Source organism: Bacteroidota bacterium (assembly GCA_016706865.1).
GTDB lineage: Bacteria > Bacteroidota > Bacteroidia > Chitinophagales > BACL12 > UBA7236.
On sequence record JADJIS010000002.1, the window covers coordinates 51375 to 75368 of the forward strand.

Annotated in this window: 18 protein-coding genes and 2 tRNA genes; 17 read left to right on the top strand and 3 right to left on the bottom strand. The window is 35.4% G+C overall.

The window, feature by feature from the left end; genetic code table 11:
- Positions 1-141 precede the first annotated feature (141 nt).
- The 15 genes from IPI31_03455 (at position 142) to IPI31_03525 (ending at position 18367) form a co-directional block, all read left to right on the top strand.
- Positions 142-1647, top strand: coding sequence for an alpha/beta fold hydrolase (locus IPI31_03455; protein MBK7566860.1), 1506 nt, complete (start codon positions 142-144; stop codon positions 1645-1647).
- 336 nt (positions 1648-1983) lie between these two features.
- Positions 1984-3480 (top strand): hypothetical protein, encoded by a 1497-nt coding sequence (locus IPI31_03460; protein ID MBK7566861.1) that lies wholly within the window; start codon positions 1984-1986, stop codon positions 3478-3480.
- Positions 3481-3704: 224 nt separating this feature from the next.
- Entirely contained in the window at positions 3705-4724 is a 1020-nt protein-coding gene (locus IPI31_03465) for a phospholipase A (GenBank protein MBK7566862.1), read from the top strand.
- Between the two features lie 28 nt (positions 4725-4752).
- Positions 4753-6171, top strand: a complete 1419-nt coding sequence (locus tag IPI31_03470; protein ID MBK7566863.1) for an alpha/beta hydrolase — start codon at positions 4753-4755, stop codon at positions 6169-6171.
- Positions 6172-6976: 805 nt separating this feature from the next.
- Positions 6977-10078 carry a T9SS type A sorting domain-containing protein gene (locus IPI31_03475; GenBank protein ID MBK7566864.1) on the top strand — a complete coding sequence of 1034 codons (3102 nt, stop codon included), beginning with the start codon at positions 6977-6979 and terminating at the stop codon, positions 10076-10078.
- On the top strand, positions 10075-11010 hold the full coding sequence (locus IPI31_03480; protein ID MBK7566865.1) for a T9SS type A sorting domain-containing protein: 936 nt from the start codon (positions 10075-10077) through the stop codon (positions 11008-11010). The genes IPI31_03475 and IPI31_03480 overlap by 4 nt, the downstream gene beginning before the upstream one ends.
- Positions 11011-11262: 252 nt before the next feature.
- Positions 11263-13032 (top strand): AAA family ATPase, encoded by a 1770-nt coding sequence (locus tag IPI31_03485; GenBank protein MBK7566866.1) that lies wholly within the window; start codon positions 11263-11265, stop codon positions 13030-13032.
- Positions 13016-15070, top strand: a complete 2055-nt coding sequence (locus IPI31_03490; protein ID MBK7566867.1) for an ATP-dependent helicase — start codon at positions 13016-13018, stop codon at positions 15068-15070. Before IPI31_03485 ends, IPI31_03490 begins: the two co-directional genes overlap by 17 nt.
- Positions 15071-15255: 185 nt before the next feature.
- Positions 15256-15693: a hypothetical protein gene (locus tag IPI31_03495; GenBank protein MBK7566868.1), complete on the top strand. Its 438-nt coding sequence runs from the start codon at positions 15256-15258 to the stop codon at positions 15691-15693.
- A gap of 184 nt (positions 15694-15877) precedes the next feature.
- Entirely contained in the window at positions 15878-16414 is a 537-nt protein-coding gene (locus IPI31_03500; protein ID MBK7566869.1) for a DUF2975 domain-containing protein, read from the top strand.
- A 3-nt stretch (positions 16415-16417) separates the two neighbouring features.
- Positions 16418-16654, top strand: coding sequence for a helix-turn-helix transcriptional regulator (locus IPI31_03505; GenBank protein ID MBK7566870.1), 237 nt, complete (start codon positions 16418-16420; stop codon positions 16652-16654).
- A 183-nt stretch (positions 16655-16837) separates the two neighbouring features.
- Positions 16838-17332, top strand: coding sequence for a hypothetical protein (locus IPI31_03510; GenBank protein MBK7566871.1), 495 nt, complete (start codon positions 16838-16840; stop codon positions 17330-17332).
- A gap of 192 nt (positions 17333-17524) precedes the next feature.
- A tRNA-Pro gene (locus tag IPI31_03515) sits at positions 17525-17607 on the top strand.
- Positions 17608-17623: 16 nt separating this feature from the next.
- Positions 17624-17706, top strand: a tRNA-Gln gene (locus IPI31_03520).
- A gap of 340 nt (positions 17707-18046) precedes the next feature.
- A complete protein-coding gene (locus IPI31_03525) occupies positions 18047-18367 on the top strand; it encodes a hypothetical protein (protein MBK7566872.1) in 321 nt (106 codons plus the stop codon).
- Between the two features lie 852 nt (positions 18368-19219).
- Here IPI31_03525 and IPI31_03530 read toward each other — a convergent pair.
- Positions 19220-20212: a helix-turn-helix domain-containing protein gene (locus IPI31_03530; protein ID MBK7566873.1), complete on the bottom strand. Its 993-nt coding sequence runs from the start codon at positions 20210-20212 to the stop codon at positions 19220-19222.
- Positions 20213-20808: 596 nt separating this feature from the next.
- Between IPI31_03530 and IPI31_03535 the strand changes: the two genes are divergently transcribed.
- Both IPI31_03535 and IPI31_03540 read left to right on the top strand, forming a co-directional pair.
- Complete coding sequence (locus IPI31_03535; protein ID MBK7566874.1) at positions 20809-21294, top strand: DinB family protein; 486 nt, start codon at positions 20809-20811, stop codon at positions 21292-21294.
- 11 nt (positions 21295-21305) lie between these two features.
- Positions 21306-22223, top strand: coding sequence for an SRPBCC domain-containing protein (locus IPI31_03540; protein MBK7566875.1), 918 nt, complete (start codon positions 21306-21308; stop codon positions 22221-22223).
- 161 nt (positions 22224-22384) lie between these two features.
- Here the strand turns inward: IPI31_03540 and IPI31_03545 are convergent, their stop codons facing one another.
- Both IPI31_03545 and IPI31_03550 read right to left on the bottom strand, forming a co-directional pair.
- A complete protein-coding gene (locus tag IPI31_03545; protein MBK7566876.1) occupies positions 22385-23236 on the bottom strand; it encodes a transposase in 852 nt (283 codons plus the stop codon).
- Positions 23200-23559 carry a helix-turn-helix domain-containing protein gene (locus IPI31_03550; protein MBK7566877.1) on the bottom strand — a complete coding sequence of 120 codons (360 nt, stop codon included), beginning with the start codon at positions 23557-23559 and terminating at the stop codon, positions 23200-23202. Before IPI31_03550 ends, IPI31_03545 begins: the two co-directional genes overlap by 37 nt.
- Positions 23560-23994 lie beyond the last annotated feature (435 nt).

Below are 23994 nucleotides of genomic sequence, written 5' to 3' on the forward strand. Positions count from 1 at the left end.
AACCTCACAGTTCTGGGAGACCTGTGAGGTTTGCGTCGTGTTATGCCTTGATCAAATAAAAAACCCAACATAGAATAAACATTTAACAAGAATAAATTAAATTTGTTACCCACTAGGTATACATTTTATTAATTTAGTTCAATGAAATTATTCTTACTTCCACTTTTACTTTTAATTATTTCCACTACAACTTTTTGCCAGAAAAATTTGTCCACGTACAAATGTGACTGCAATGAAATTGGACTGGATGTTGTTTGGGCTGATACCAATAAAGTGAGTTGTTATCTGATACCTGTGGAAAGAAATTATATTGACCCACGAGGAGAAAAATATTTTATTGCAGTTGCTACTGCTCCGGCTTTATCCGCAACTCCCAAAGAACCCCTTTTATATTTACACGGTGGTCCGGGCATTGCAACACTTTCTAATTTTCCCCGATATTTAAAATCAAAAACCTTTTCAAAATTAAGACAAGACCATTCGCTTGTGTTCTTTGATTATCGCGGAACAGGATTTTCCGAACCTGTTTTATGTAAATCATTAGATGAATCATTACGGGATATTTCAGATACCATTTCTGCGGAGGAGCAGATATTAAAAGAGACCATTTTGTACGCAAATTGCAAAGAAACTATGTTGAAACAAGGTATTCTGCTTTCCGACTTTTCATCTCTGCAATCTGCTTCAGATGCAGAAACTATAAGAAAAGAATTGGGAATAAATGATTGGAATATTTATTCTGTATCGCATGGAACAACTGTTGCATTGCATATGATGCGCAGTTTTCCGCAACACATAAAAAGTGTAATACTTGATTCCCCCTTTCCGCCCAATGCTCCCTGGTTAGATTTTGTACAACCTTTTGATACCTGTTTTAAAGTGCTGGAAAAAAGTATTAAAGAAGATTCACTTTACAATCATCTTTTTCCTTCCATTAAAAATGATTTTTTAACGATCACCAATCGACTTCAATATTATCCCTTGCAAATTCCCTTGTTCGATTCAATCGGAAATATTATTAAAACAAATTATTTTGATGATGAAGATTTTGTTTGGTCTGTATGGACTGCAATGTTAGATCCTTATACTATTACTTTAATACCATTAGCACTGCAGGAAATTGCAAACGGCAACGATTCGGTTCTTTTAGAATGGGCTATGGTTTTTAATGATCCAAACTCCTTTGGAGAATTTTCCTCCGCACAAAGCCGTGCCATTCTCGGATACGAAACCAAACCCCGACACCCCAAAGAAACAGAAAATTACATCATAAAAACATTTCCCGATTTTGCATCTTTTATTACTCCGGGTCTAGACAGTGCAATTAATAAAGTATACCGTCCCGAAATTCCTCCAAAAGAATATTTTGATGCGGTAAATAGTAATATTCCCACATTAATTTTTGCAGGAGAGTACGATCCTGTGTGTCCTCCCTTATTTGCAAATATTACCGCCGAAACACTTTCCAACTCCACCGTAATAATTGTCCCCACCGCCTCCCACGCCTCCATGTTCATCGACGATTGCACCCGAACCATTGCAGCAACATTTTATTTTGATCCAGAAGTGAAGGTGAATGTTGATTGTGTGATGGGGAGGAAAAAAATGGAGTTTGTTAAGGAGGATATTATGGGTGAATTGAAATAAGACATAACTTAAGATAATCTCACAGGTTACGAAGATAACCTCACAGGTCTGGGAGACCTGTGAGGTTTTTGTTTTTTGGTCTGATTTCCAATGATTTATGGAGATTCTACTCTTTTTTGATTTGCATAAAATGCAAAAAAGATCCTGTTTTTATAAAGAATTGATAAAACCATTCACTATAAATAGTGAATCTAATGCAGAATTTGTAAAACGCTATCTGGGTAATTAGGGTGTTTATATATTTAAACCGGTTTTACATAAATAATCTTTACACGATAATTTCTAAGATTATTTTATGTGCCTGAACACGAATAACTTTTATCTAAACACACACACATGGCTTCACCTCTTAAAACAGCATATGCTGTTTACCCGTCTGTTAAATTAAAAGGTTTTAAAACCGACAAAAAAACAGGAAAGAAAAAATTCAGTTTCATAAAGGAATTATTATTTGGTGATTATGTGAAACCTTATTTAAAAGGCAATTCGTATGAAACTATAGAAGTAAAAGAAAGAGAAAAAACAGTAACTTATATAAAAGTAAGAGCCCGCAATGCTGATGTATATTTAAAAGAAGAGGATATACAAGCTCAACGGATACTTGAAGTTAATTTTATAGATGTAGGACAGGGAGATGGTTGCCATATTGTTACACCCGATGATAAACATTTTATTATCGATGCCGGACCCGGTGACAATATGTATCGATTTTTGAAATGGCGTTTTAATTTACTAAAAGCTAAAATAGCGCCGCCGCCTTTTACCATTGTAGTTTCCCACTCAGATGCAGATCACTATAAAGGATTTGGAAAAGTGTTTGGTGTTACGAAAGGATCTAAGCAACAATTCAGCATTAATAAAATTTATCACAACGGTATGGTGGAGGTGACAGGTTCCGGGCCGGATTCATTAGGAACCATTGTCACCAAAAACGGAAAATCTTATGTTAGCGATTTATGTGATACGAATGCTGCATATAAAAAAAGAAATAAGTCTGTAGTTAAGCCCGGAGTATTTTTAACTACTTTGAATAAATCTGCCGCACCAAAACAATCTCTGCGTTTAGGTTCCGCTCCTTTGTATAAAAAGAATAATATGCAAATGGAAATAATTGGACCGGTATCAGAAAAAGTAAATGGCAAAGATGCACTTCCTGTTTTTGATGCCAGTAAAGGAAAAACTAAAAATGGACATTCCGTTGTAATTAAATTGACTATTGGAAACCTGCGATTATTATTAGGTGGAGACCTGAATACAGAATCTGAATATCACCTGCTCAAACATTTTTCGAAAGTAGATGTAGCAGCAATAAAAAAACAATTAAAAGATAAATCCATCAGCGACACTCAAAGAAAAACACTTGAAGCCCAAATGGAACAAGCAATTCTAAAAGCGCGAAAAGTTTTAGAGGTTGACATCGCTAAGTCGTGCCATCACGGAAGCGCCGATTTTACCAGCGAATTTCTCCGCGCTCTAAATCCTATTGCCACCGTTATTTCAAGCGGCGACAACGAACCTCACACACATCCACGACCCGACACCCTAGGAACAATAGGCAAACACAGCCGCGGTGACAGATCATTAATATTCTCCACCGAACTAGCCCGCTCAAGCAAAGAATTTGTAGACGTTACAAAAATAAAATCCGGCACCAAAAAAGAACGTGTAATAACAGTCTACGGCATGATAAATATAAGAACAGATGGAGAAAAAGTAATTGTTGCACAAAAGTTAGAAAGAGCTGCTGCGGGGAGAGGTTGGGATATACATAAATTGGAGTGGAATAAGAAGGGGAAGGAGTTTGATTATAGGCAGTATGTTAAATACGAATAAAGTGGGAGTTGCTGGTGAAAATAAATATATTTTCGGTTTTTCTGTCATGTAAAAAATGATAACTGGGTTCAATATAAATAGTGAATTTGATGGCAGGTTTGCAAAAATCTAGTGTGCAATATAAGTTGATTTTATATTTAACCCGTTGTTATTAATAGGTGACCGTGATTTTACTATGCGGTTGAAAATCGGTTTAAATAAACTATTGACTTAAAACACATATTATGAAAATTAAAGTTCTAATTTCATTTTTCCTTATTTGGAATTTCGTTCTGGGCCAAACCATCCCAGAAGACGACTTAGAAATCTTGCAAAAAAGAATTAGTAACAAGACTTTCTTAAATCAAACATTAAATTATTCAAACCTCAGCTACGTTTCTCCCCCATTTTTAGATATTGGAAATCCAAAAAGTTGGTATATTTTATCCGCTGATATATCTCCTCAATTCGTAATTGGAGGAAGTTGGATGAAATTTCCAATACATTTAACCCCGAGATATAAGGTTAGAATTTTTCATGAAAATCCAAATATTGGGGATACATCTTTACCTGTTAGGACTCCCAGTTATATGCCAGGAGCAAGTATTTATATTCCATTAAAAAAAATAAATGAAAACACTTTAAAATTAAAGTATTTAAGCATTTCATTTTTTCATCATTCAAATGGCCAAGATGGGAATGAATTTGATTCAACTAATGCATTCAATTTATATAACGGAAATTTCAAAACCAACTTTTTTGAACCAGCATTTCATTTTCGAAATAGAATACTAATGGAATCCAAAAATAAAGCTGCTTGTAAGAATAGCAAAGCAGAATACTTTGATCTTTATGGAAAACTCGGTATTGAAAAACATATCAACACGGCTGAACAATTGAAAAATAGTTATGGTGACTATCGCTTAAATTTTACGATGGGTTTAATTCGAGTAAGAAACTTTTGCGACCTGATTAATGGACACCAATACGAAGAATCTTATGTAAGAGAAAAATATAGAATCGTTTTAAATTCAACTGCAATTTTAGGTTCCCGCACTATATTAAATGAAGCTTCAAAAAGGATTAATTTAAATCTTAATTATCATTGGAGAATTCCTTCTTCTCCAAATACTTCATTATTTATTGGTGGAGGTTACTTTGGAAGTGATACCTATAATATTTATTACTCTCAAAATTACTTTTATCTTAATGCCGGACTTTCACTTGGATTTTTCGTAACACCAAACATGATCGGACTAGAATAGTCTATAAATAAACGTAAAAATAATTATTATGAAAATTATTTTAATTGCCCTCAGTACATTTATAATCATTAATGTATATTCTCAAGATCCAATTGATGAAAGTAAATGCTCCGAATGTAATATTCCTTGTATGTGTCAACTTTATTACAACAATTATTTAGAGGACTCAGTTAAAAGGCAAACAATTGTGCGAAATTGGAATGATTTTTTTGGAGAGGATTTAAGTTCCTTTCATGAATATCCATCAGGGGCAAATGTGGTTAATATTAAGTTTGACGGCTTAGGCTGTATATACCCTGAAAACAATCCCGAGTTGTTAAATATAAAAAGTAAGATACTTGGAAATACTGACAAGGATTACAGAAATTTTTCTAAAAATTCTTTCTATGATCTATTCAACGAGGAATACCATGGCAAATCTGATGATACAATAAATGCCTTTATAAAAGCAGAGGCTTTTCCTGACAAATTTTGTAAAATTAAAAGAGCTAATTGTTTAAAGATAATTCCAAATTGGCAATATGATATTGATTATTTTGATTTTATCAAAACTTGGAATGCTAAACATGTTCCAGTCAAAATAGAGGAAATAAATAATCAGATTGATTCAAAAAATTATAAAAAAATAATATTCTTTATTCATGGGTATAATGTGCCTTATAGCCTGGCAGTGTTTCAAAGTAAAATCATATTAGATAGAATTCTTATAGCAAACAGCAATTTAAAGGCTGAAGATATTTTATTAATAAACGTTTTATGGCCTTCTGGAAGCCAAAAAGAATCTAAATTTGATAGCGCGGATGCATGCGATTATTCGAATTTTGAATCACCTAAAACTGCATTAGCTTACACATATTATAGTAACAGAGCCTATTTAAGTGCAATTTACCTTAGAAGAATAATCCGGGAAATGGAAACCGACCTACCAATTGATATAATAACTCATTCCCATGGGAGTACTGTAGCCACCTCTACATTGATGAATACCACCACAAAGCTTGAAGCAGGAGATTTGTCAAGCAAAATTGGCGAGTTAATGAATAAGGAGCCATTACCCGATAAGGAAATAAATGTTTTTTTGAATGCTCCATCAATACCAGGTGTCTCAACTTTTATAGATTTAACAGACTGTAAAGAACAATTAAAATATAGGTTCTTTATCGGATACAATACCAACGATGAAGTATTAAAGAAACAAAAATTTAAACTTTTTGGTAAAAAAATAAAATCAATTGCTCCTACCGGTAAATTAAGTGCAACCACTTTAGGATGCAACAGAAACGAGGAGATCGAGAAAACAATCTGTATGCTAAAAAAGAAGGACCTTCAACATCTTTTCAAAGCGGCACCTACCTCAACTTTATCTGAACATGATTTTTTTTGTTATGTGAAACAGGAAGAATTTATGAAAAATTTAAGTATATTTCTTAATGGTGGATTTAGATAGTGTGATGATTAAATTATTGGTTAATTAAGTGCTATTGATTAGTTTTAAAGTGATGTGAGGATTAGATTGTATGAGGTAACTCAATAATAGCATTAATCAGGTGGCTTTGATGAAAAAATCTAAGTTTTTTAAATTGTATACTCCTAAAGAAAGATTATATTCACAAACAACGAATTTGCTATATTAAAATAGTAAAGGCAATAACTTCCTACGGACAAATAAATAAAACCTTTACATTTTTTATACATATGTTGTATTACCGAGGTAGTAATGGAAGAAAACCTCACAGATATTGGAAATGTGTGAAGTTTTGTTTTTTAAACTTCCTGGTAATTGATTTACAACAATTTGAACAGACACATCTGTTTTGTCATGAAAAAAATGCAGAAATAAGAGTGTGACGATGCAAAATTTGTAATAAGATTCACTATAAATAGTGAATCTGCTGAAATATTTGCAAAAGGTTGGTGAGATGGTGGTGTAGTTTGTATTTTTAGATTAAGTAATAACCAGATCTGAACCTGAACCATATTGAAATTGTATTTGGAGATTTGCGCATTTGTGGTAAGCGGTTATTACGGTTAGAGTGAGGAAGGAGGTGAGTTTATTTTTGGAGTCGAAGCGAGATGGTGCGTAAATAATTTGTTATAACCAATGGTTCAGCAAGTTAGCAGACATATCGCAATCATTGACAGAAACGCTGAGTGGACTGTCATTCGGCTTAATAAACACAGGCGAAGGCGGGTTTTATATCGTTTCCCTTTGACCCGATTCAAAATTTTATTTACTTTTTTAAGCATTCATTATGAAAATCCAAACTACCAATTCCCGAAATATTTGTAAATTAACAACGGCAACCTGTTTGTTATTCTCCTTTTCAGTTTTACTGAGTATGACATTACAAAATACAGTAACATATAGTTTTAACAACCCGGTAGACTTTGCCATACCTGATACGATCCTACCTGATAGTTCAGCGATTACCGATACTGTTAACGTAACCGCTATTTATTCTGTATCTGACACTGCCGAAATTTTCACAGACGGGCTTGACAGTATTATTTTCCTTCAGGAAGACACAACCCTGTATTTTGCCCAACAAGATACCACGCAAACTTATATACTTGGTGAAGTAGCTGAAGGTGTGGTTTTCAATAAACCTAATGACACTTTGGCTTACTATTATGTCACCGATACAGCGGCATACTTTATTCCAGAAAATGACACATCGGCATATCAGTTGTTCCCACTCGATTCGACGACATTGGTGGAGGGCAGAGTGAACACTGAAGAGCTCAACCTGCTGACCCTTACAATGAAACTGGGTATCCCCATTTCGACAATTGATCTTGGTGGAAATCCAAAGTGGTTCAATAAAAATCTTCTTGGTATCAATACATCAGGTATGTTCGATCAAAGTACCCTGCCCAATGAATTAGGCGTAACCACATGGTCGCCAACAACAGAGTTGCAATGGGATTGGCTTAGTGACCTGCAACCGGAGGTATTGAGATTTCCTCATGGGTCATTGAACAAATTCATGCACATTCTGCACACAATCCCCTCGCTTGATGATGGCGATCCGCTTACCAATGTAAAATCTACCGGCTATGGGTATGATTTTGATGAAATACTACGCTACTTTGATTTGTCAGATGGCATCATCAACTGCCCTGACCCCGTAGCGACACTACTGACCCAGAACTACGTTGCAAACTGGCCAAACTGGATCACCTGGATGCAGGATGATGCCACTCATCAACTAGCACATTTGTTTGACAATTATATAGGTAAATATAACGATCAGCTTACTGCAACTACAAATTATCTTGATGATTTTTTACGCCTCATACTAAAAATTCAAACCGCGCACCCTGAGCATAAAGTCAATGTGGTGCTTTGCCTGAATATACTAAGTGAACCGGCTCCTGAGTGTGTAGCTATTGTTCAGTATATGATGGATTTTGCACAAAACGGGATTGTTGCACTCACTCCGGATCAAATCGCCGGAATTGAACTAGGCAGCGAAGTGGGCACTTGTCCTTTTTCCTACTTTCTGGATATTCATAGTTTCGACGACGCGGGTGATGGAAATTATTGGGACTACATTAATGGTGATATTTACACTGATGCCACTCAGCAAGCAAATCTTGAAACATTATTAGGAGCTGCAATGAACGAAGAAGATGGTAGCGGTAATAATGTAGGACATGACTACATAACAGCATTTAAGGGTTCAGCGGACCCTGATATTTACAACCTCAAACTGGGCGTTCCAGCCGGACCGATCACAGGAATCGCCATGGCCGTGCCTGATGACCCAGCTGGAGAATATGGTTTTGGACCACTTGAAGATTTATGCCCAACTGATGTGGAATGGAATCCAAGTGTGAGAGATCATTATAATGATGTGGAGGGGCTTACGGGAAGGAAGAAGTTTGATGCGGTTATTTTGCATACATATTATATGAGTGATGCAGCATTTTTATCTGATGGATGGGCAATACCTTCAAGATGGTCTGATATATTAAATAACAATTTATGTGACGCTGGCTATCCGTCAATTGGACTTCCTGGTTCATGCACTTTGGATCCACTAGGTTGTGACGATCCGCCAACCGATAAATGGTTCTATAATTCATATGATACTCGATTACAAGACGCATATGATAAAATTTCCGGCATATGGCAAGATATGTCAGGGCGTGAACATGCAAATTATTATGATTTTATAACAACCTATTATAATGAAGCGCTAACCGCGTACAGCGATATTTTCGATTTTAATTTAACTCCCGGAATTGATGGAAAAGAGCTTTGGGTAACGGAATGGAACGTAAACGTTGGAAGAGGAGCTTCCGATAGGGAATATGTTTGTTCGAACGGTTACATGCAAGGATTTATTGATTTTGAGTGGGTGCTTAAAAATATCAGAGTAAATTTCAATACACAATATGCGAATAATTTTTTCACACTGGCTACAATCCAGAATTTCGCCGGCGGTAGCGACGGTGATCTATTAACACTTACAAGAGGTGATAATGAATTAATTTATGATGGCATAACGGATGTTGTCGGGGAAGGCTTTGAGTATTATCATGGTAAAAACTACTACCGGAAACGCATCATCTACCATGCTTTTGACTTGCTGAGCGAAATAAGTAAAAATGATCTTAACTATCTTCCAAGTAATCATTTGATTCCGGTTGGATCTGGTTCAGGCACACCAGAAATTCCTGTGACCGTATTTATCGACCATCCAAAAACATACCTGTACATTTATGTTTCTAATCGGACAGACAAAGCACATTGCTATACATTAAATAAAACGCGCCTTGAAGACGCCCTAGGATATCTAATCTATTTTGACGAACCTCCAGTGGTTTATGGAGTTGATGCTCAACAACTATATTCTACAGCCGGCCTGGGCAATACGTTTGAAATCAACACATGCTACAATGACGATTACCCAATTAACCTGCATGAGGATGATGTAGTTGGCGGGGAATCGCATAATATTGGACTAATTACTGAACCTGATCCGTATTCCTGGTTGCCACAGTATCACTTTACTGTTCCTGCAAGGAGTTTTGGTTATGCAAAAATCCACCTATGGCATGTCATAATTCATAAGGATGCTGACTCTATTAACCTAAGCAACGGCCATGAATGTATGCTGTATCCAAACCCGGCGAATAGCGCTTTTTATATTGAATTCACATCTGATCTAAATTCCAATGGAAATCTGACAGTTGAAATTTACTCACTTTCAGGAGAATATATCTCATCTCAATTAATTGGTGAGCATCAACCCGTGAATATAGCATCACTTCCTGTTGGTTTGTATCTCGTTAAGATTAGAACAGATACAGGTTTTGAAATAAATAAAACTCTTGTGAAATCATGAAAGATAAATTCAAGCTTCCGGCTTATACAGCCATGGCATCTGCTTTCTTATCAATTAATTCACCAGCTGGTGCTAAAGCTGTTTACGTAGACATTGATCCAGATATAATTATACACCCAGGAGAGTCCGGGGTGAACTTAGATTTTAATACAGATGGGACTTGGGACATTAGTTTCGGAAATGAATTATGGACGTTTACGTCGGGGTCTGATAATTCTTTTATTTGGCACCAAGTTCATGCAGCAGCGGACTATGGCATAGGACCTTGGACAACCTATAGTACATACTTTGGCCCTATTGGAATAATAAAATTTCTATCTATAGGCGATACGATTGATGAAGAGCTATATACAGGGGGGCCATGGCCAAACGGCTGGGGACCAGCTGGAGAATTAATGTTTAGCTATGATGAAATTACACCACCTTTTTTCTATAATTCAGGGGGTTACTGGTTTCCGGAACACATTGATGGTTATATTGGTGTGTGGCTTAAATTTTTTACAGATGGTGAATATAAAAACCATTACGGTTGGATTCGCTGTAGTGTGCTGGACGGAGGAAATGAACTCGTCATAAAAGATTACGCTTATGAACTATTGCCGGATGTCCCTATTATAGCGGGCGACACAGTTGGTAGGATTGTAGAATTTGCCCACGACACAATACCACAATTTGGAACCGGACTCCCAGATGCAGACAACGAGGTATCCAATGCAATTATCTATTCTTTCGGCTCCACTGTTTACATCCGTGCTCATGGCTTAAATGGTGACGCGTCTGTAAATATTTATAACATTACCGGCGAGACTGTCTACATCGGATCCATGAATAATGATTTCTTGAACGTCGAAATGACACAACCAAGTGGAATTTATTTAGTTGAATTAATTGCTGACAAACAAAGAACTTGCAGGAAAGTTATACTTGACTAGGAATTTATCGTAAACCACTGGTTATAACAGGCGCTTAGCGAAAAGGCGGGTTCATTATGTAACATGAAGTATTGTGCTTATTGTTCAATGCTTTGCTGACAAACAACTTTGCGCTTCGTAATCCGCTTCTTCGCTAAGCGCCAAAACGTTACCAGCAAGCGTAGGACGACAGTGCAACAATGAAACAGTCGACTAAAAACTGAACAATTAGAGTTTAGAAAACAAAAAAAAGGAATACGTAAAACATAAACAATGTATCTATCAAACATCAAACTTTGGAATTATAGGAAATTTGGTGCAGTAGGCGAAATAGACCTTTCAAAACCGAATTTGGATTTAAACCTAACCAAAGGTTTGAATGTAATTATTGGCGAAAACGACTCGGGAAAAACTGCCATTATTGATGCCATAAAATTGGTTTTAAAAACGCACAGCTACGATTACATTAGAGTTGATGACAAGGATTTTTACCAAGACTCAAATCGTTTGCGTATTGAATTAACCTTTGAAAATTTAATTCCTGAAGAGGCAAAAAACTTTACAGAATGGTTGGGCTGGAACGGTACAGGTACAAATGCAAAACCTTTTTTAAAACTCAATTACGATGTAAAACGTCAAGCGGATAAAATTTTACCAACTGATGTAAAAGCAGGTGTTGATGAAGACGGCTATTTACTAACAGCAGAAGCAAAAGAATATCTAAAAGCCACATATCTAAAACCCTTGCGTGATGCTGAAAACGAATTGATTGCAAAACGCAATTCGCGTTTGTCACAAATTCTTTTGGGCGATGAAGCGTTTAAAGGAAAAGAAAAAGACAATGATTTGGTAAAAATCTTTTCGGGTTTGAAAGAAGAATTAGAAAATTATTTCAAAGGCATTAATGAAGCAGGACAGCCCAAAGCCACAGAGGGTAAACAGATAAAAGATAAAATTGACAGCTACATTAAAAGTTTTTACAGCAAGGATAACGAAAGTGAATTTGAATCAACATCTACCGATATCAAAAGTATACTTGAAAAACTTACCTTGACTTTGAAGGGCGAACCAAACCCAGGCTTAGGAACGTTAAACCGTTTGTTTATGGCTGCGGAATTGCTTCATTTAACCAAATCAAATTGGTCAGGTTTGCGTTTAGGCTTGGTTGAAGAATTGGAAGCACATTTGCACCCACAAGCACAAATGCAAGTGATTGAAGTATTTCAAAAACAAAAAGATATTCAACTTATTCTTACAACACACAGTCCGAATTTAGCTTCCAAACTCAAACTGGAAAACTTGATTATTTGCAATAATTCAAATGCATTTCCAATGGGTGATACTTACACCAAGTTAGAGAAAGACGATTACAAGTTTTTAGAAAAATTTTTGGACACCACAAAAGCTAATTTGTTTTTTGCCAAAGGCGTGATTTTAGTTGAAGGTTGGGCAGAAGAACTCCTTTTGCCAAGCATTGCAAAAGCAATCGGTATTAACTTAACCGAAAAAGGCGTTTCCATTGTAAATATTGGACACACAGGCTTTGACCACTACGCAAAAATTTACTTGCGACAAGTAGAACCCAATATGACAATTCCTGTTGCAGTAATTACCGATTCCGACATTAGAGAATATGAAAAGAACGGAGATGATTTTGTAAAACGAGATATACAAACCGTTCAACAGGAAACGCAAGCGAAATTAGCAACTATAAACGGTAAAGCAGAACAAAGAGTAAAATATTTTCCTGCACCAAATTGGACTTTGGAATATTCTTTGTTTAAATCAGCGAGTTTAACAACGCTCTTACAAAATGCGGCAAGAGCAATTCATACGCATACAGATTGGGCAACGGATTTTGAAAAAGCACTTGCAACAAAGTTGATAAACAAAACTTTGAAAAAAACAGCCATTGCTTATCATATTGCAAACGCCATTGATGAAGAATTAATCAAGGTAGCTCCCGCCATTCAAATTACAGATGATGCTAACGACACGATTAATTACCTTGTAAAAGCGATTAAATATGCCACAGGTAATTGACAACATATCGAACGATGAAATTCGAAACGCAGAAAAGATTCTTTTGCCTAACGGGAAAGAATTTGACGAAGAGCGCAAAGTGTTTATTCGTAATTTCAACACAATAGATTTACAAGCAGTTCCTGGTAGCGGAAAGACAACAGCGTTACTTGCAAAGTTGGTTATTTTAGAACGCAGGCTTCCTTTTGCTGACGGTTCTGGAATTTTGGTTTTATCGCATACTAACGGTGCTATTGACGAGATAAAAGAAAAAATTCAAAATCATTCTCCGAAACTGTTCTCATATCCAAATTTTATTGGCACAATACAAAGTTTTGTTGATGAGTTTTTGGCGATTCCATACTACGTTCAAAAATTCAATAAGAAACACAATAGGATTGACCACGAAATTTACAACGAGATAATAAAAAGTTTCACTGAAAAACCTTGGTTATATAAGCTAAATTTCGGAAAAAATATAACCGATAAAGTTGCTTATATAAAAAACAATAACGAGGGATTATTTTACAATTATAGATTTCATTTATCGACCGAAATTCAGTTAGTTAAAAAGTTAAACGAAGGAATTTTGGAAATTAGCAAACCACGCGGTAGAACAAGGGCAGAAAATTATAATGATTACACAGAAGAAGAAAAAAGAGATGTGTATAAATGGTTCTTTGAGTTCAAAAAATCCATTCTAAAATCTGGTATTCTACACTATGACGATGCTTATTTCTTAGCTGATGTTTATTTGAGCAAAATTCCGACTATGATAACCATTTTACAGAAACGCTTTTCTTTCGTATTCGTGGACGAAATGCAAGATATGGACACGCACCAATACAACTTGCTTGAAAAAATTTTTTATGATGACGGAAACAGCATTTCAAAAATCCAACGAATTGGCGACAGAAATCAAGCAATCTATAATTCTTCAAACAATGTCAAAACAAACGAAGTTTGGCAATTAAGAGCAAATCCTGATAATGTTTTAAATTTATCAGGTAGCCAAAGATTAAGTAAACATATTGCCGATGTAGTGAAGAAATTTGCTCTATACAACGATAATAATTTTGATATTATCGGAAAAAATGAGTGTGAAATAAAGCCGCATATTTTGGTTTTTGATACTGCAAACATTGGAAACATTATTCCTTGTTTTGCTCAAATTATAAAAGACAACGGGCTTGTAAATTCAGAAAAGTCAATAAAAGTTGTTTGTTGGAATACAGATTGGAAAGAAGATGGAACAAGTCGGAATGATGCAACAAAACTACGTTTAGAAGATTATTACAAAGGTTTTAAGAAAGAAAAAGGAAAACCCAAACAAGACTACGACAACTTGAAAAGTTATTTGTTGTATTACGAGAAAAAGAAAACATTAGAGCCTTTGCGTAAAAACATTTTAAACGCTTTCTTAAAAATCCTACGTTTAGAAAATATCAATACCACAGACGTCAGACCTTACACAAAGAAAAAACTCATTGACTATATTCACGAAAAAGACGTTCAAAAATATGATGAACTTAATTTAAATCTTTACAATTGGTCAATCGGAATAATACAAGAGAAAACAAACGAAGTTTGGGAAAGTATAAAAACCTATATTCCCACTTTATTTGCTATGTTTTCTGAAAATGCTCTTTCAGCAAGTTTGACTTTCATCAACACTGACAACACCGAAATTCCTGCCGAAAATGGCGAAATTTTAGCACCTACCAACCTTTACAAAGAAGAAGGTCTAGAAATTGAAATTACAAGCGTTCATTCAGTAAAAGGACAAACACATTGTGCGACATTATATTTGGAATCGTGTTATCAAGGTAAACACGAATCTGAAAGATTATCAAGTCAATTTTTGGGCAATAGTTTTAATGACACAAAAGTTCATCATAAAAGTTCAGCTAAAATGGCTTACGTTGGCTTTTCACGACCAACTGACTTGCTGTGTATAGCTATTCACAAAGATAGATATGATGATTTATTAAACACAATTAACAAAGACATTTGGGAAATAAAGACAGTAACAGCAAACGCACAGCCGACACAACAATGACAGTGATACTAAACAACAATGGCTTACAGACACAGTGGACAAGAACGCCAGCTGGTAACATCGGTTTGGCAATATGGCGGCTGAAGTGCTTCTATGAAACATTTGTGCAAGGTTCAACAGCAGTAATTCTATTGAACTTTTGTGCTAAAAATCCGCCACATCGCCAAGCCGCAAAACGTTAACCAATGAAATCCCTCATACCCATCTTCACCCTATTCCAATTCCTAATCTCTTGCTCCACTCAAAGTCAAATAAACTCCAATTCGATTAGAATTGACCAACATCCTTTTCTGGTTGACCATTGTAAACAATTGAGCGTTTACGATACCGGTGGTAAACAAATTAATAATGTAAAAATGTATTGCGACCCTGGTGAAGGTTGCAACTCCTATCTATTTGAAACAAAGGAGAATTTTATAATTATAGATTGCAATGGACAATGGTTTTCCGTCAATAAAATGAATGGAGTAATAACTAAAGAAACATGGCAATGGGAAAGACCAATTCCAGACAATTATTTAGGGACATTTGTTCGAGGAAGCCGGGGAGAAATATATAGTCTGATCAAAGAGGATAGTTTCACAATTATCGACATTTACAAGTTTAAGGATCCAATTGATTGAAGGATAATCGGTTTAAGCCACGGGTGATTGTAACAAACCTTATACCCATAATCCCACCAACCTCCTAGCCTCCATTATAAAACCTCTAGATTCCCCCTCTACTAAACAACATTTTCCGATTTTCACCACATTTTCATCGTTTATCAATAAATATTTATTACCTTTGCCCAAAAACCCTACAACTATGGCAAAAACAAACAACTGGATATTCAAAGCCCTAATCATCATCACCTGGCTCATCTTTATCGGTCTGTGCATAGAAGCCGGGGGTTTGCTCGTAAATTTTGTTTTCAGTCTTTACAGACCGGAATTTGTGCAGAACCTTTACCAAAAACTGGATCTGAGTGAAATGTATGAAAGGAGTAAATTCGCCTTTTTCAGTATGTATAGTTTTATTTTGGTGATCTCGCTTTTGAAAGCAGTGTTGTTTTATATTGCCGTGTTGCTTGTGAGCAAAATTGATCTGGCTAAACCATTTAGTACTTATGTTTCGAAGCGGATATCTCAAATTAGTTATTATACACTTTCGATCGGACTATTAAGTTATATAGCAAACCAGAGCGCTAAAAATTTAATGCATCACGGATATGAAATTGATAACTTGAACCAATTTTGGGAAGATAGTCAGGCATTTATTTTAATGGCGGCGGTAATTTATATTATTGCCACCATTTTTAAAAAGGGAGTAGAAATTCAAAACGAAAACGATTTAACTGTATAAGCTATGCCAATTATTGTAAACTTAGACGTGATGATGGCAAAACGAAAAATTTCGTTGAATGAGCTTTCTGCAAGAGTTGATCTAACGTTATCGAATTTATCCATCTTAAAGACCGGCAAAGCGAAAGCAATTCGTTTCAGCACATTAGAATCCATTTGTAAAGCCTTAGACTGCCAGCCGGGTGATATTCTTGAATATATTAACGACAGGCAAAATGAGGAGTTAACATTTAAGGATTAAACACAGTATTGTTTTATATATTTTTAGTTTAAAGCTCTTAACTTATAACTTATTTGGATTTAAAATATATTTCATTTATGAGCTACAAATTCAAAAATGGTTATCGTAAATACAATCTGCATCTAAAATTTTATTCTGGAAAAACATTTTCAAACATTCCAGATCAAATAACCAATATCCATCATGCACAACTACAAAGACCAACTCATAAATCTAAACTTCCACGACAGCTCCATCAACTCCATTACCATAGAAGCCGGAGATCTGTTTGATCGAAAAGTGACGATCATGATCGATTATTATAACTGGGAAGGAAATAATAAACACTCAGAACAATGGATCTCTAAAACTTTGCAACTCACCATTAATCATTGTGTGCACTGTCAAATAAATGCTCCAAATCTGATGGAAGATACATTTGAAATTATGTCGGAGGAGTTTGATTTAATGTATGATGCTTTTATTGAAAAAGCAAAGAAGGAAATGGATAAATCTTATTTTGTTAATTTACGATCAAAACAATTGGATAATTTTTTATCAATTAAATTTAATACAGATAATTATGGCGATTCACTATTTGGAGAAAATGCAGGATTTATTTGGTTGGCGGGATTTAATGTGGAGCATACCTGGTTAGGAGAATCAATTGGAAGTCCAATTCATATTCCAGCCGGTTAAAAAATTTTATTAAATTTATTTATGATTTTTTTGCATTTCAAAAAAAGTAGTATATTTGCACTCAATGAAAAATTTATTTCTACATCAACTCCCGCAGAGCCTAATTAAGTTTAGCAGGGAGAAGTGTATTTAATATTTTTTTTAAAAAGATATTGCGCCCTGCTAAGAAATTAGCGGGGTTTTTTATTTTAACGGGATGTAGGTCTGTAACTGGTAGCAGTCCCGCCTTGGAAGCGGGTGCGTAAGCCTTGCACGTTCGAGTCGTGTCTTCCCGACGGATTAATTTTTTATTGAAGGATGGTGTCCGCCGCGGCGGATGGCAACACGCTACACTTTGACTGTAGTCATTGAAGGTTCAAATCCTTCTCCTTCAACTGTGTCATTGCGTCCGCCGCGGCGGATTAAGCGGTCTGATTGTGAATCAGATTATATCGGTTCGACTCCGATATGACACCTATGTACTTTTGGTAGGCTAACTGAATAAACCATGTGAATACGAATCACAAATTAAATACGTAAATGTTTCACAACAAATCATTTTCGTTGAGGAAATGATCATCAATTATTAAAGATTAAATTAATTTCATTTTTTGAACAGTATTAATTTTATCCTCCCTTTACAGTGAAATTGAAATTTTATAGATTTTGACCTGACAGGGTTAAATAATTTGATCATGAAGTATTTACTTTACAACAAAATCCTGAAATTTACTTATGGAAAACAAATACCCATTTCGCTTTTGTCACTTATACATAAGTGATAGATTTAAACAAATTATTTTTGTTCCTTTTTGCAAAAATGAAAATGGGTGGTATGCTGAAATTAACGACCTTATCATTGATAGTTGGCCATGTAATTTTGAAATCTTACAACACAATATTGAAACCATATTAGACCGCTATTCTTCGGTTTCACTAAATTCTAAAGTGAAATGGCCATCTTTTGAAAACAGCAAAGCAAAATCACAACAATCTTTTAATTCCGATTATATTTTGTTTAGATTAGAAACTGACCTAAGTAGAAATTTATGGTAGTGGAGAAGTAGAACGAATTAAAGTTAGTGCCCAGCCAACTGTTCTTGATGAAAATTATTCGTTGGTAGGTGTTGGACATTTATTTGATACTCAGGTGGCGCAAATTGTACTTGATATATTTAATGCCTGCCTGAAAATAAGAAATTGAATATCTTACTTAATTTGTAAATTAATTTGGGCCACAAGCATTTTCTGTGGAGTGGCTATCATTACATTTTATTTTTAGACATGTAAATGGTCGTTTATAATATTAAAAATTTAAATCCAACTCCGATTTATTAATTGCAGTTATGTCAAGTTTGCCACCTTTTGTTTGACCAAAAGGTGGCGCCAAAAGTCAAGGGCTTCACCATGCGGCTTAAATGTCCCTAATGCTTGCCACCCGGACCGAAAAAGGCGCCACAACTAACCGCAAATTATCAGCTTCGTATTAAATTTAACTCTTTAATCAAAATAGTACTTTACAAAATGGTGGCGCTTATTTTCGCTCAAATTCCACTAACATTGAAACTTTTGTTTTGATGTGGCGACGCATAAGGGACATTAAAGCCACCTGCTGATGCCCACCCTCGGCTCAGTAAACTTTTATGGAGGATCAAAAATCCGGAATTTTAAATGGTATCTTAGAACCCAAATCAATTATTTAAAATGTAAATTAAATACCATAATGATATTGTAATAAAAAATCAAGTTAATTCAATTCGGTCCTCTCAAAGGAAAATATCCTCTGCTCAACTTTTAATTCTGTCCCATTAATTTATTTTTTCTTCATCGCTAAAGAAGTCCAATAATTTATTTCAATATAATAACAGGAAAAAGATGACTTGATAGAATTAAGAAATATTTTAGATTTTATAACCCAACCCTCGCCCCATTCTTCCCATACTTCCCCCTATACTCCACCGCCGTCATCCCCGTATACTTCCTAAACACTTCTCTAAAAGCTTTCACATCCGCGTATCCAACCTCATACATCACTTCATTAATTGTTTTGCGCGTATTTTCTAATGTCTTTTTTGCGAGTTCTATTTTTACGCGTTGCGAATATTCGAGTGGAGTGTTGCCGGTGGCTTTTATAAAACGACGGTCGAAATTTCGGCGGCCTATATTAAATTTTGTGGAGAGTTCTTCTATAGAAATTTTTTCGTCGAGGTTTTTTTCAATATAATTTTGTGCTTGTAGAATTACTTCATCGTCGTGATGTTTTTGTCCGCTGAAAATGGTGAATTCCGATTGCGTATTTCTGTCTATTTCAATTTGAAAAATTTTCGCGCAAAATAATGCCGTTTGTCTGTCGTAATATTTTTCTATCAGATAGATCATCAAATTTAAAAATGAATATGCTCCGCCGTTGGTGTAAATTCCGTTTTCATCGGTAATTAATTTATCGGGTTGTAAATGTATTTCGGGAAACATCAATCTGAAATCATCCGCCGCCGACCAATGTGTAGAACAATTTTTTCCATGCAAAATACCCGTGGCAGCAAGCAAAAAAGCACCGGTGCAAATGCTGGCAACTTCTGCTCCATTAATATATTGTTCGGCGATCCAGTCAGCCAATGCAGTATTGAGCGCTATGGCTTTTTTATAATCATGGTTCAATGAAGGAATAATAATGAGATCCGTTTTTTCAATTTCGGCAATAGTTGTATGTGGTCTTACACTGAATATACCTGCGTGAAATTGCACCTCACGCGATGTTCCGGCTAGTTCTATTGCAAATATGGGGTTCTTACCGGTCTGGGTCCATTTTTCATTTGCCCTGTTAAAGATCTTATATGCGCCGACAATACTGCTCAGATTGTTGTTTTCGCCATTGGGCACTAGGATGGTGAGATGTTTCATTGCGTTAATTTTAACAAAGATATATCAATATCTTGTCCAAAACCACCCGTTAGAATGGCTATTTTACACCCTGAGTAAGTCTGCTTTTCATGTAAAACCTGTTGAGTTTTATTTTAAAATAAAAATTCTACTCCGGTTGGTTAATTAAACTTACATCAGATTTGCTACCTTTTGCTTAACCAAAAGGTAGCGCCAAAAGTCAAGGGCTTCGTCAACCGGTTTAAATGTCCCTAATGCTTGCCACCCGGAGCGAAAAAGGCGCCACGACAAACCGCTAATTATAAGTTTCTTTTTGAAATTAATTCTTAAATCATATTTATATTTTTCAAGATGGTGGCGCTTATTTTCGCTCAAATCGCACTACCATTTGAGCTTTTAATTTGTTGTGGCAGCGCATAAGGGACATTAAAACCACTTGCCGAGGCCCATTTCTCGCTCCGAGGTACTTTTACGGATGAGTAAATATTTTGCCTTAAATTAGGATTAAACCATTTGGAAAGACATGTCCAAAACAACCCGGTATAATGGCTATTTTACACCCTATAAAAGTATATTTCAGATAATACCTTTGCATTTGATCATTTAAATCTATAAATATGACACAGACAGAAATAGCCATAAAAATGTTATTCGACAGGTGGAATGCATCCATCAAAAATTTTGATGAACAGCTCCAAACCCTGAGTGATGAAACTCTGGAGGAGGAAATTGCTCCGGGTAGAAACAGAGGAATTTATTTATTGGGACATATGATAGCAGTTCACGACGATATGTTGATACTTCTGGATATGGGAGATAAATTATATCCGGAATTATTTGAACCATACGTAACATTGCCTGATAAAGCAGTTACACTAACCCAAACTGTAGCAGAGTTAAGAAAATACTGGGTTGATCAATGTGTAGTAATAAAACAAAAATTTTCCGAATTATCTGCGGAAGCATGGTTCGATAAACATACCAGAGTTTCTGCAGAAGATTTTGAAAAGGAACCGCATCGCAATAAACTCAATATCATACTTACAAGAACTACACATTTAGCATCTCATACAGGACAATTACGATTATTAAAAAATAATTAAATCAAAAACAAATGTCAACTTCAAATTATACTACAACAATTCTTTTAAATAATACTGCCACAGAAGTATTTAATGCCATTAATAATGTTCGCGCTTGGTGGAGCGAAGAAATTGAAGGTGATACTGAAACATTAAATTCCGTTTGGGATTATCATTATCAGGATGTACATATTTGTAAATTAAAAATAACTGAACTCGTTCCCAATAAAAAAATTGTGTGGGATGTATTGCACAACTATTTCAGTTTTACAAAAGATAAAAATGAATGGATAGGCAATAAGATCATTTTCGAAATAAACGAAAAAAATGAAAAGACCGAATTGAAATTTACACAGGAAGGTCTTGTTCCGGAATATGAGTGTTTTGATATCTGTAAAAATGCCTGGAATACATACATACACAAGAGTCTCCACGATCTGATCACCACAGGAAAAGGTGCCCCCAACAGCAAAGAAAATGCACAGACCGAAGATGAAAAGAATTTAGCTGCAACGGATTTTACTACTACTTTTTTTGTTGATCAATCGCCCGAGGAAGTATTTAATGCTATTAATAATGTGCGTGGTTGGTGGCAAGGGGAAATTGAAGGAAATACGGATAAATTAAATGAAGAATTCACTTACCGTGTTCCCGGAATTCATTATTCAAAACAAAAAATTACAGAATTAATTCCGTCACAAAAAATATTATGGCTTGTAACCGAAAGTGAAATTAATTTTGTTACCAATAAAAACGAATGGACAAATACTATCATCACCTTTGACATCAAATGGATAAATAATAAATCACAGGTTCGTTTTACACATGAAGGATTAATTCCTGCAATTGCTTGTTATAAAGATTGTGCAGGAGCCTGGGAAAAATTGATTCAGGAAAGTTTGGTGAGCTTGATTACGACGGGGAAGGGGAGCAAAGTATGGGACCTATGACGTAGGACATAGGTGTTGTATAGCATCACATAGGTAACACTTTTGGTCACTCCCTAGAGATCCTTGTATTTTGGGGTTGCCCTTAAGGGCGTTTAAGGGTCGATTCTATAGCAATACATAGGTAACACTTTTTCCCTTTGGCTTTAAATCAAACAAGAAGGTTATTTATTTTTTATTGTCATTGGATAATGAAGTATCTCTTTTATTTCGTCATTTTGGCGGATAATAAGCAATTGATTTTCAATATTAATTATGGCCACAACATAACTGTATTTTAATTCAGGCTTCATAATGAAAACCTCGTTAGCCAAATGAAGTTTTAGATCGCTTCGAATAAATCTGATATAAAAAATATTCCCTTCTGTTAGTGGTATTTTAATTTTTGGGTTAAGATTAGGCAGATGTATCGTGCCATTATAATAAGTAGGTGATAATTGTAACGATTTTACTTGATCTGGTGTTTTTTGCCCGTGTGCGCTGTAGCGATGATGACTATTATGGAACTGTATAAATTTTTGTTCTTGCATAGATAGATCTTCCAGATTTTTAAATGTATGCGTGTTCACAAACTTCTTCTGATAAGTATTATTAAACTGTTCGATCTTGCCGTTTCTCCAAGGTTCTCCTAAAGGAATAAAAATAACGACTACCCCTAGGCTAAGAGCAAAGCGCACAACATTTCCATAGCTTCTGGGGAATCGGTTGCTTCCCCGGAATGCTAATTCATTATCCATTTGTAAAGCGTCCGGTATGCCATGTATTTTCCAGAAGGAAGCAATGGCCTGAAGAATGTTTTCTGATGCTTTTGTGCGAACAGCTTCTACAAAACAGGTATGAGAACTTATATCTAAAATATTGACGCTATAGTATCTTCCATCACCTTTAATATATCTAGGCCCCACCAGATCTAATTGATGGGTATGAAGAAATAATTCAGGATATTCTATGGGTGATTTATAACCTGATGGCTTTGTATTTAATCCATGTTTTTTATTAATCGATTGATTGTCCATACCGAAGGAATAGGTTTAATTCCACGAAGTTCGCATTGGTATTGAATAGAAATTGCTCCGATTTGCGCCATCCTTTCGTTTACCAATTCCTTTCTGATTTGCAGAATTTGCGCCCCCAACTCAATGGATAAAGTTGAAGAGCTTTTTTTGGGTGCCTTACTTCGATCTTTAAACCAACTAAGTTCATCAGTTCTAAGGTTATATTGGTTTATCCAGTGGTGAACCCATTTGCGGCTTTTCTTAAATACAATTGCAATATGAGTTACATGTTCACCCTTTAAAAACCTTTGGACCGCCTCTTGTCTTTGCTGATACGAATTCATCACCTTTTTAGATGAGTATCAACCTTTTATGCTAAAAAACAAAATAAAGTGTTACCTATGTAGTGCTACGATAAAAAGTGTTACCTATGTAGTGCTATTTATCACATAGGACATACGACATAGGACATAGGACTGATTTAGGACAATGAAAAAAAGACATAGGACTAGGTTTAATTTTCAAATGAGAATTTCAATTCTGATTATTAATTAATTCACAGTCCCGAAGGGACGACAGATCTTGTAACAACGGACTTTAGTCCGTGGTTGAATAAAAAAAGGGTAATCCACGTGTTAGCGCTCCGGGTGGGGTATTACCATTACTGAGAGCCTCGCTAAGAGCGAGACCCTCAGTCGGTCCCAGTTTTTATTGGGATATTTCTCAATAAAGTAAATAAAAAGTCCCAGCGGGACGGCATCTCGGTAACTATCCTGGAT

Coding starts and splice junctions, on each gene's coding strand:
- IPI31_03455 (MBK7566860.1), top strand. CDS start 142: ATGAAATTATTCTTACTTCCACTTTTACTTTTAATTATTTCCACTACA.
- IPI31_03460 (MBK7566861.1), top strand. CDS start 1,984: ATGGCTTCACCTCTTAAAACAGCATATGCTGTTTACCCGTCTGTTAAA.
- IPI31_03465 (MBK7566862.1), top strand. CDS start 3,705: ATGAAAATTAAAGTTCTAATTTCATTTTTCCTTATTTGGAATTTCGTT.
- IPI31_03470 (MBK7566863.1), top strand. CDS start 4,753: ATGAAAATTATTTTAATTGCCCTCAGTACATTTATAATCATTAATGTA.
- IPI31_03475 (MBK7566864.1), top strand. CDS start 6,977: ATGAAAATCCAAACTACCAATTCCCGAAATATTTGTAAATTAACAACG.
- IPI31_03480 (MBK7566865.1), top strand. CDS start 10,075: ATGAAAGATAAATTCAAGCTTCCGGCTTATACAGCCATGGCATCTGCT.
- IPI31_03485 (MBK7566866.1), top strand. CDS start 11,263: ATGTATCTATCAAACATCAAACTTTGGAATTATAGGAAATTTGGTGCA.
- IPI31_03490 (MBK7566867.1), top strand. CDS start 13,016: ATGCCACAGGTAATTGACAACATATCGAACGATGAAATTCGAAACGCA.
- IPI31_03495 (MBK7566868.1), top strand. CDS start 15,256: ATGAAATCCCTCATACCCATCTTCACCCTATTCCAATTCCTAATCTCT.
- IPI31_03500 (MBK7566869.1), top strand. CDS start 15,878: ATGGCAAAAACAAACAACTGGATATTCAAAGCCCTAATCATCATCACC.
- IPI31_03505 (MBK7566870.1), top strand. CDS start 16,418: ATGCCAATTATTGTAAACTTAGACGTGATGATGGCAAAACGAAAAATT.
- IPI31_03510 (MBK7566871.1), top strand. CDS start 16,838: ATGCACAACTACAAAGACCAACTCATAAATCTAAACTTCCACGACAGC.
- IPI31_03525 (MBK7566872.1), top strand. CDS start 18,047: ATGGAAAACAAATACCCATTTCGCTTTTGTCACTTATACATAAGTGAT.
- IPI31_03530 (MBK7566873.1), bottom strand. CDS start 20,212: ATGAAACATCTCACCATCCTAGTGCCCAATGGCGAAAACAACAATCTG.
- IPI31_03535 (MBK7566874.1), top strand. CDS start 20,809: ATGACACAGACAGAAATAGCCATAAAAATGTTATTCGACAGGTGGAAT.
- IPI31_03540 (MBK7566875.1), top strand. CDS start 21,306: ATGTCAACTTCAAATTATACTACAACAATTCTTTTAAATAATACTGCC.
- IPI31_03545 (MBK7566876.1), bottom strand. CDS start 23,236: ATGGACAATCAATCGATTAATAAAAAACATGGATTAAATACAAAGCCA.
- IPI31_03550 (MBK7566877.1), bottom strand. CDS start 23,559: ATGAATTCGTATCAGCAAAGACAAGAGGCGGTCCAAAGGTTTTTAAAG.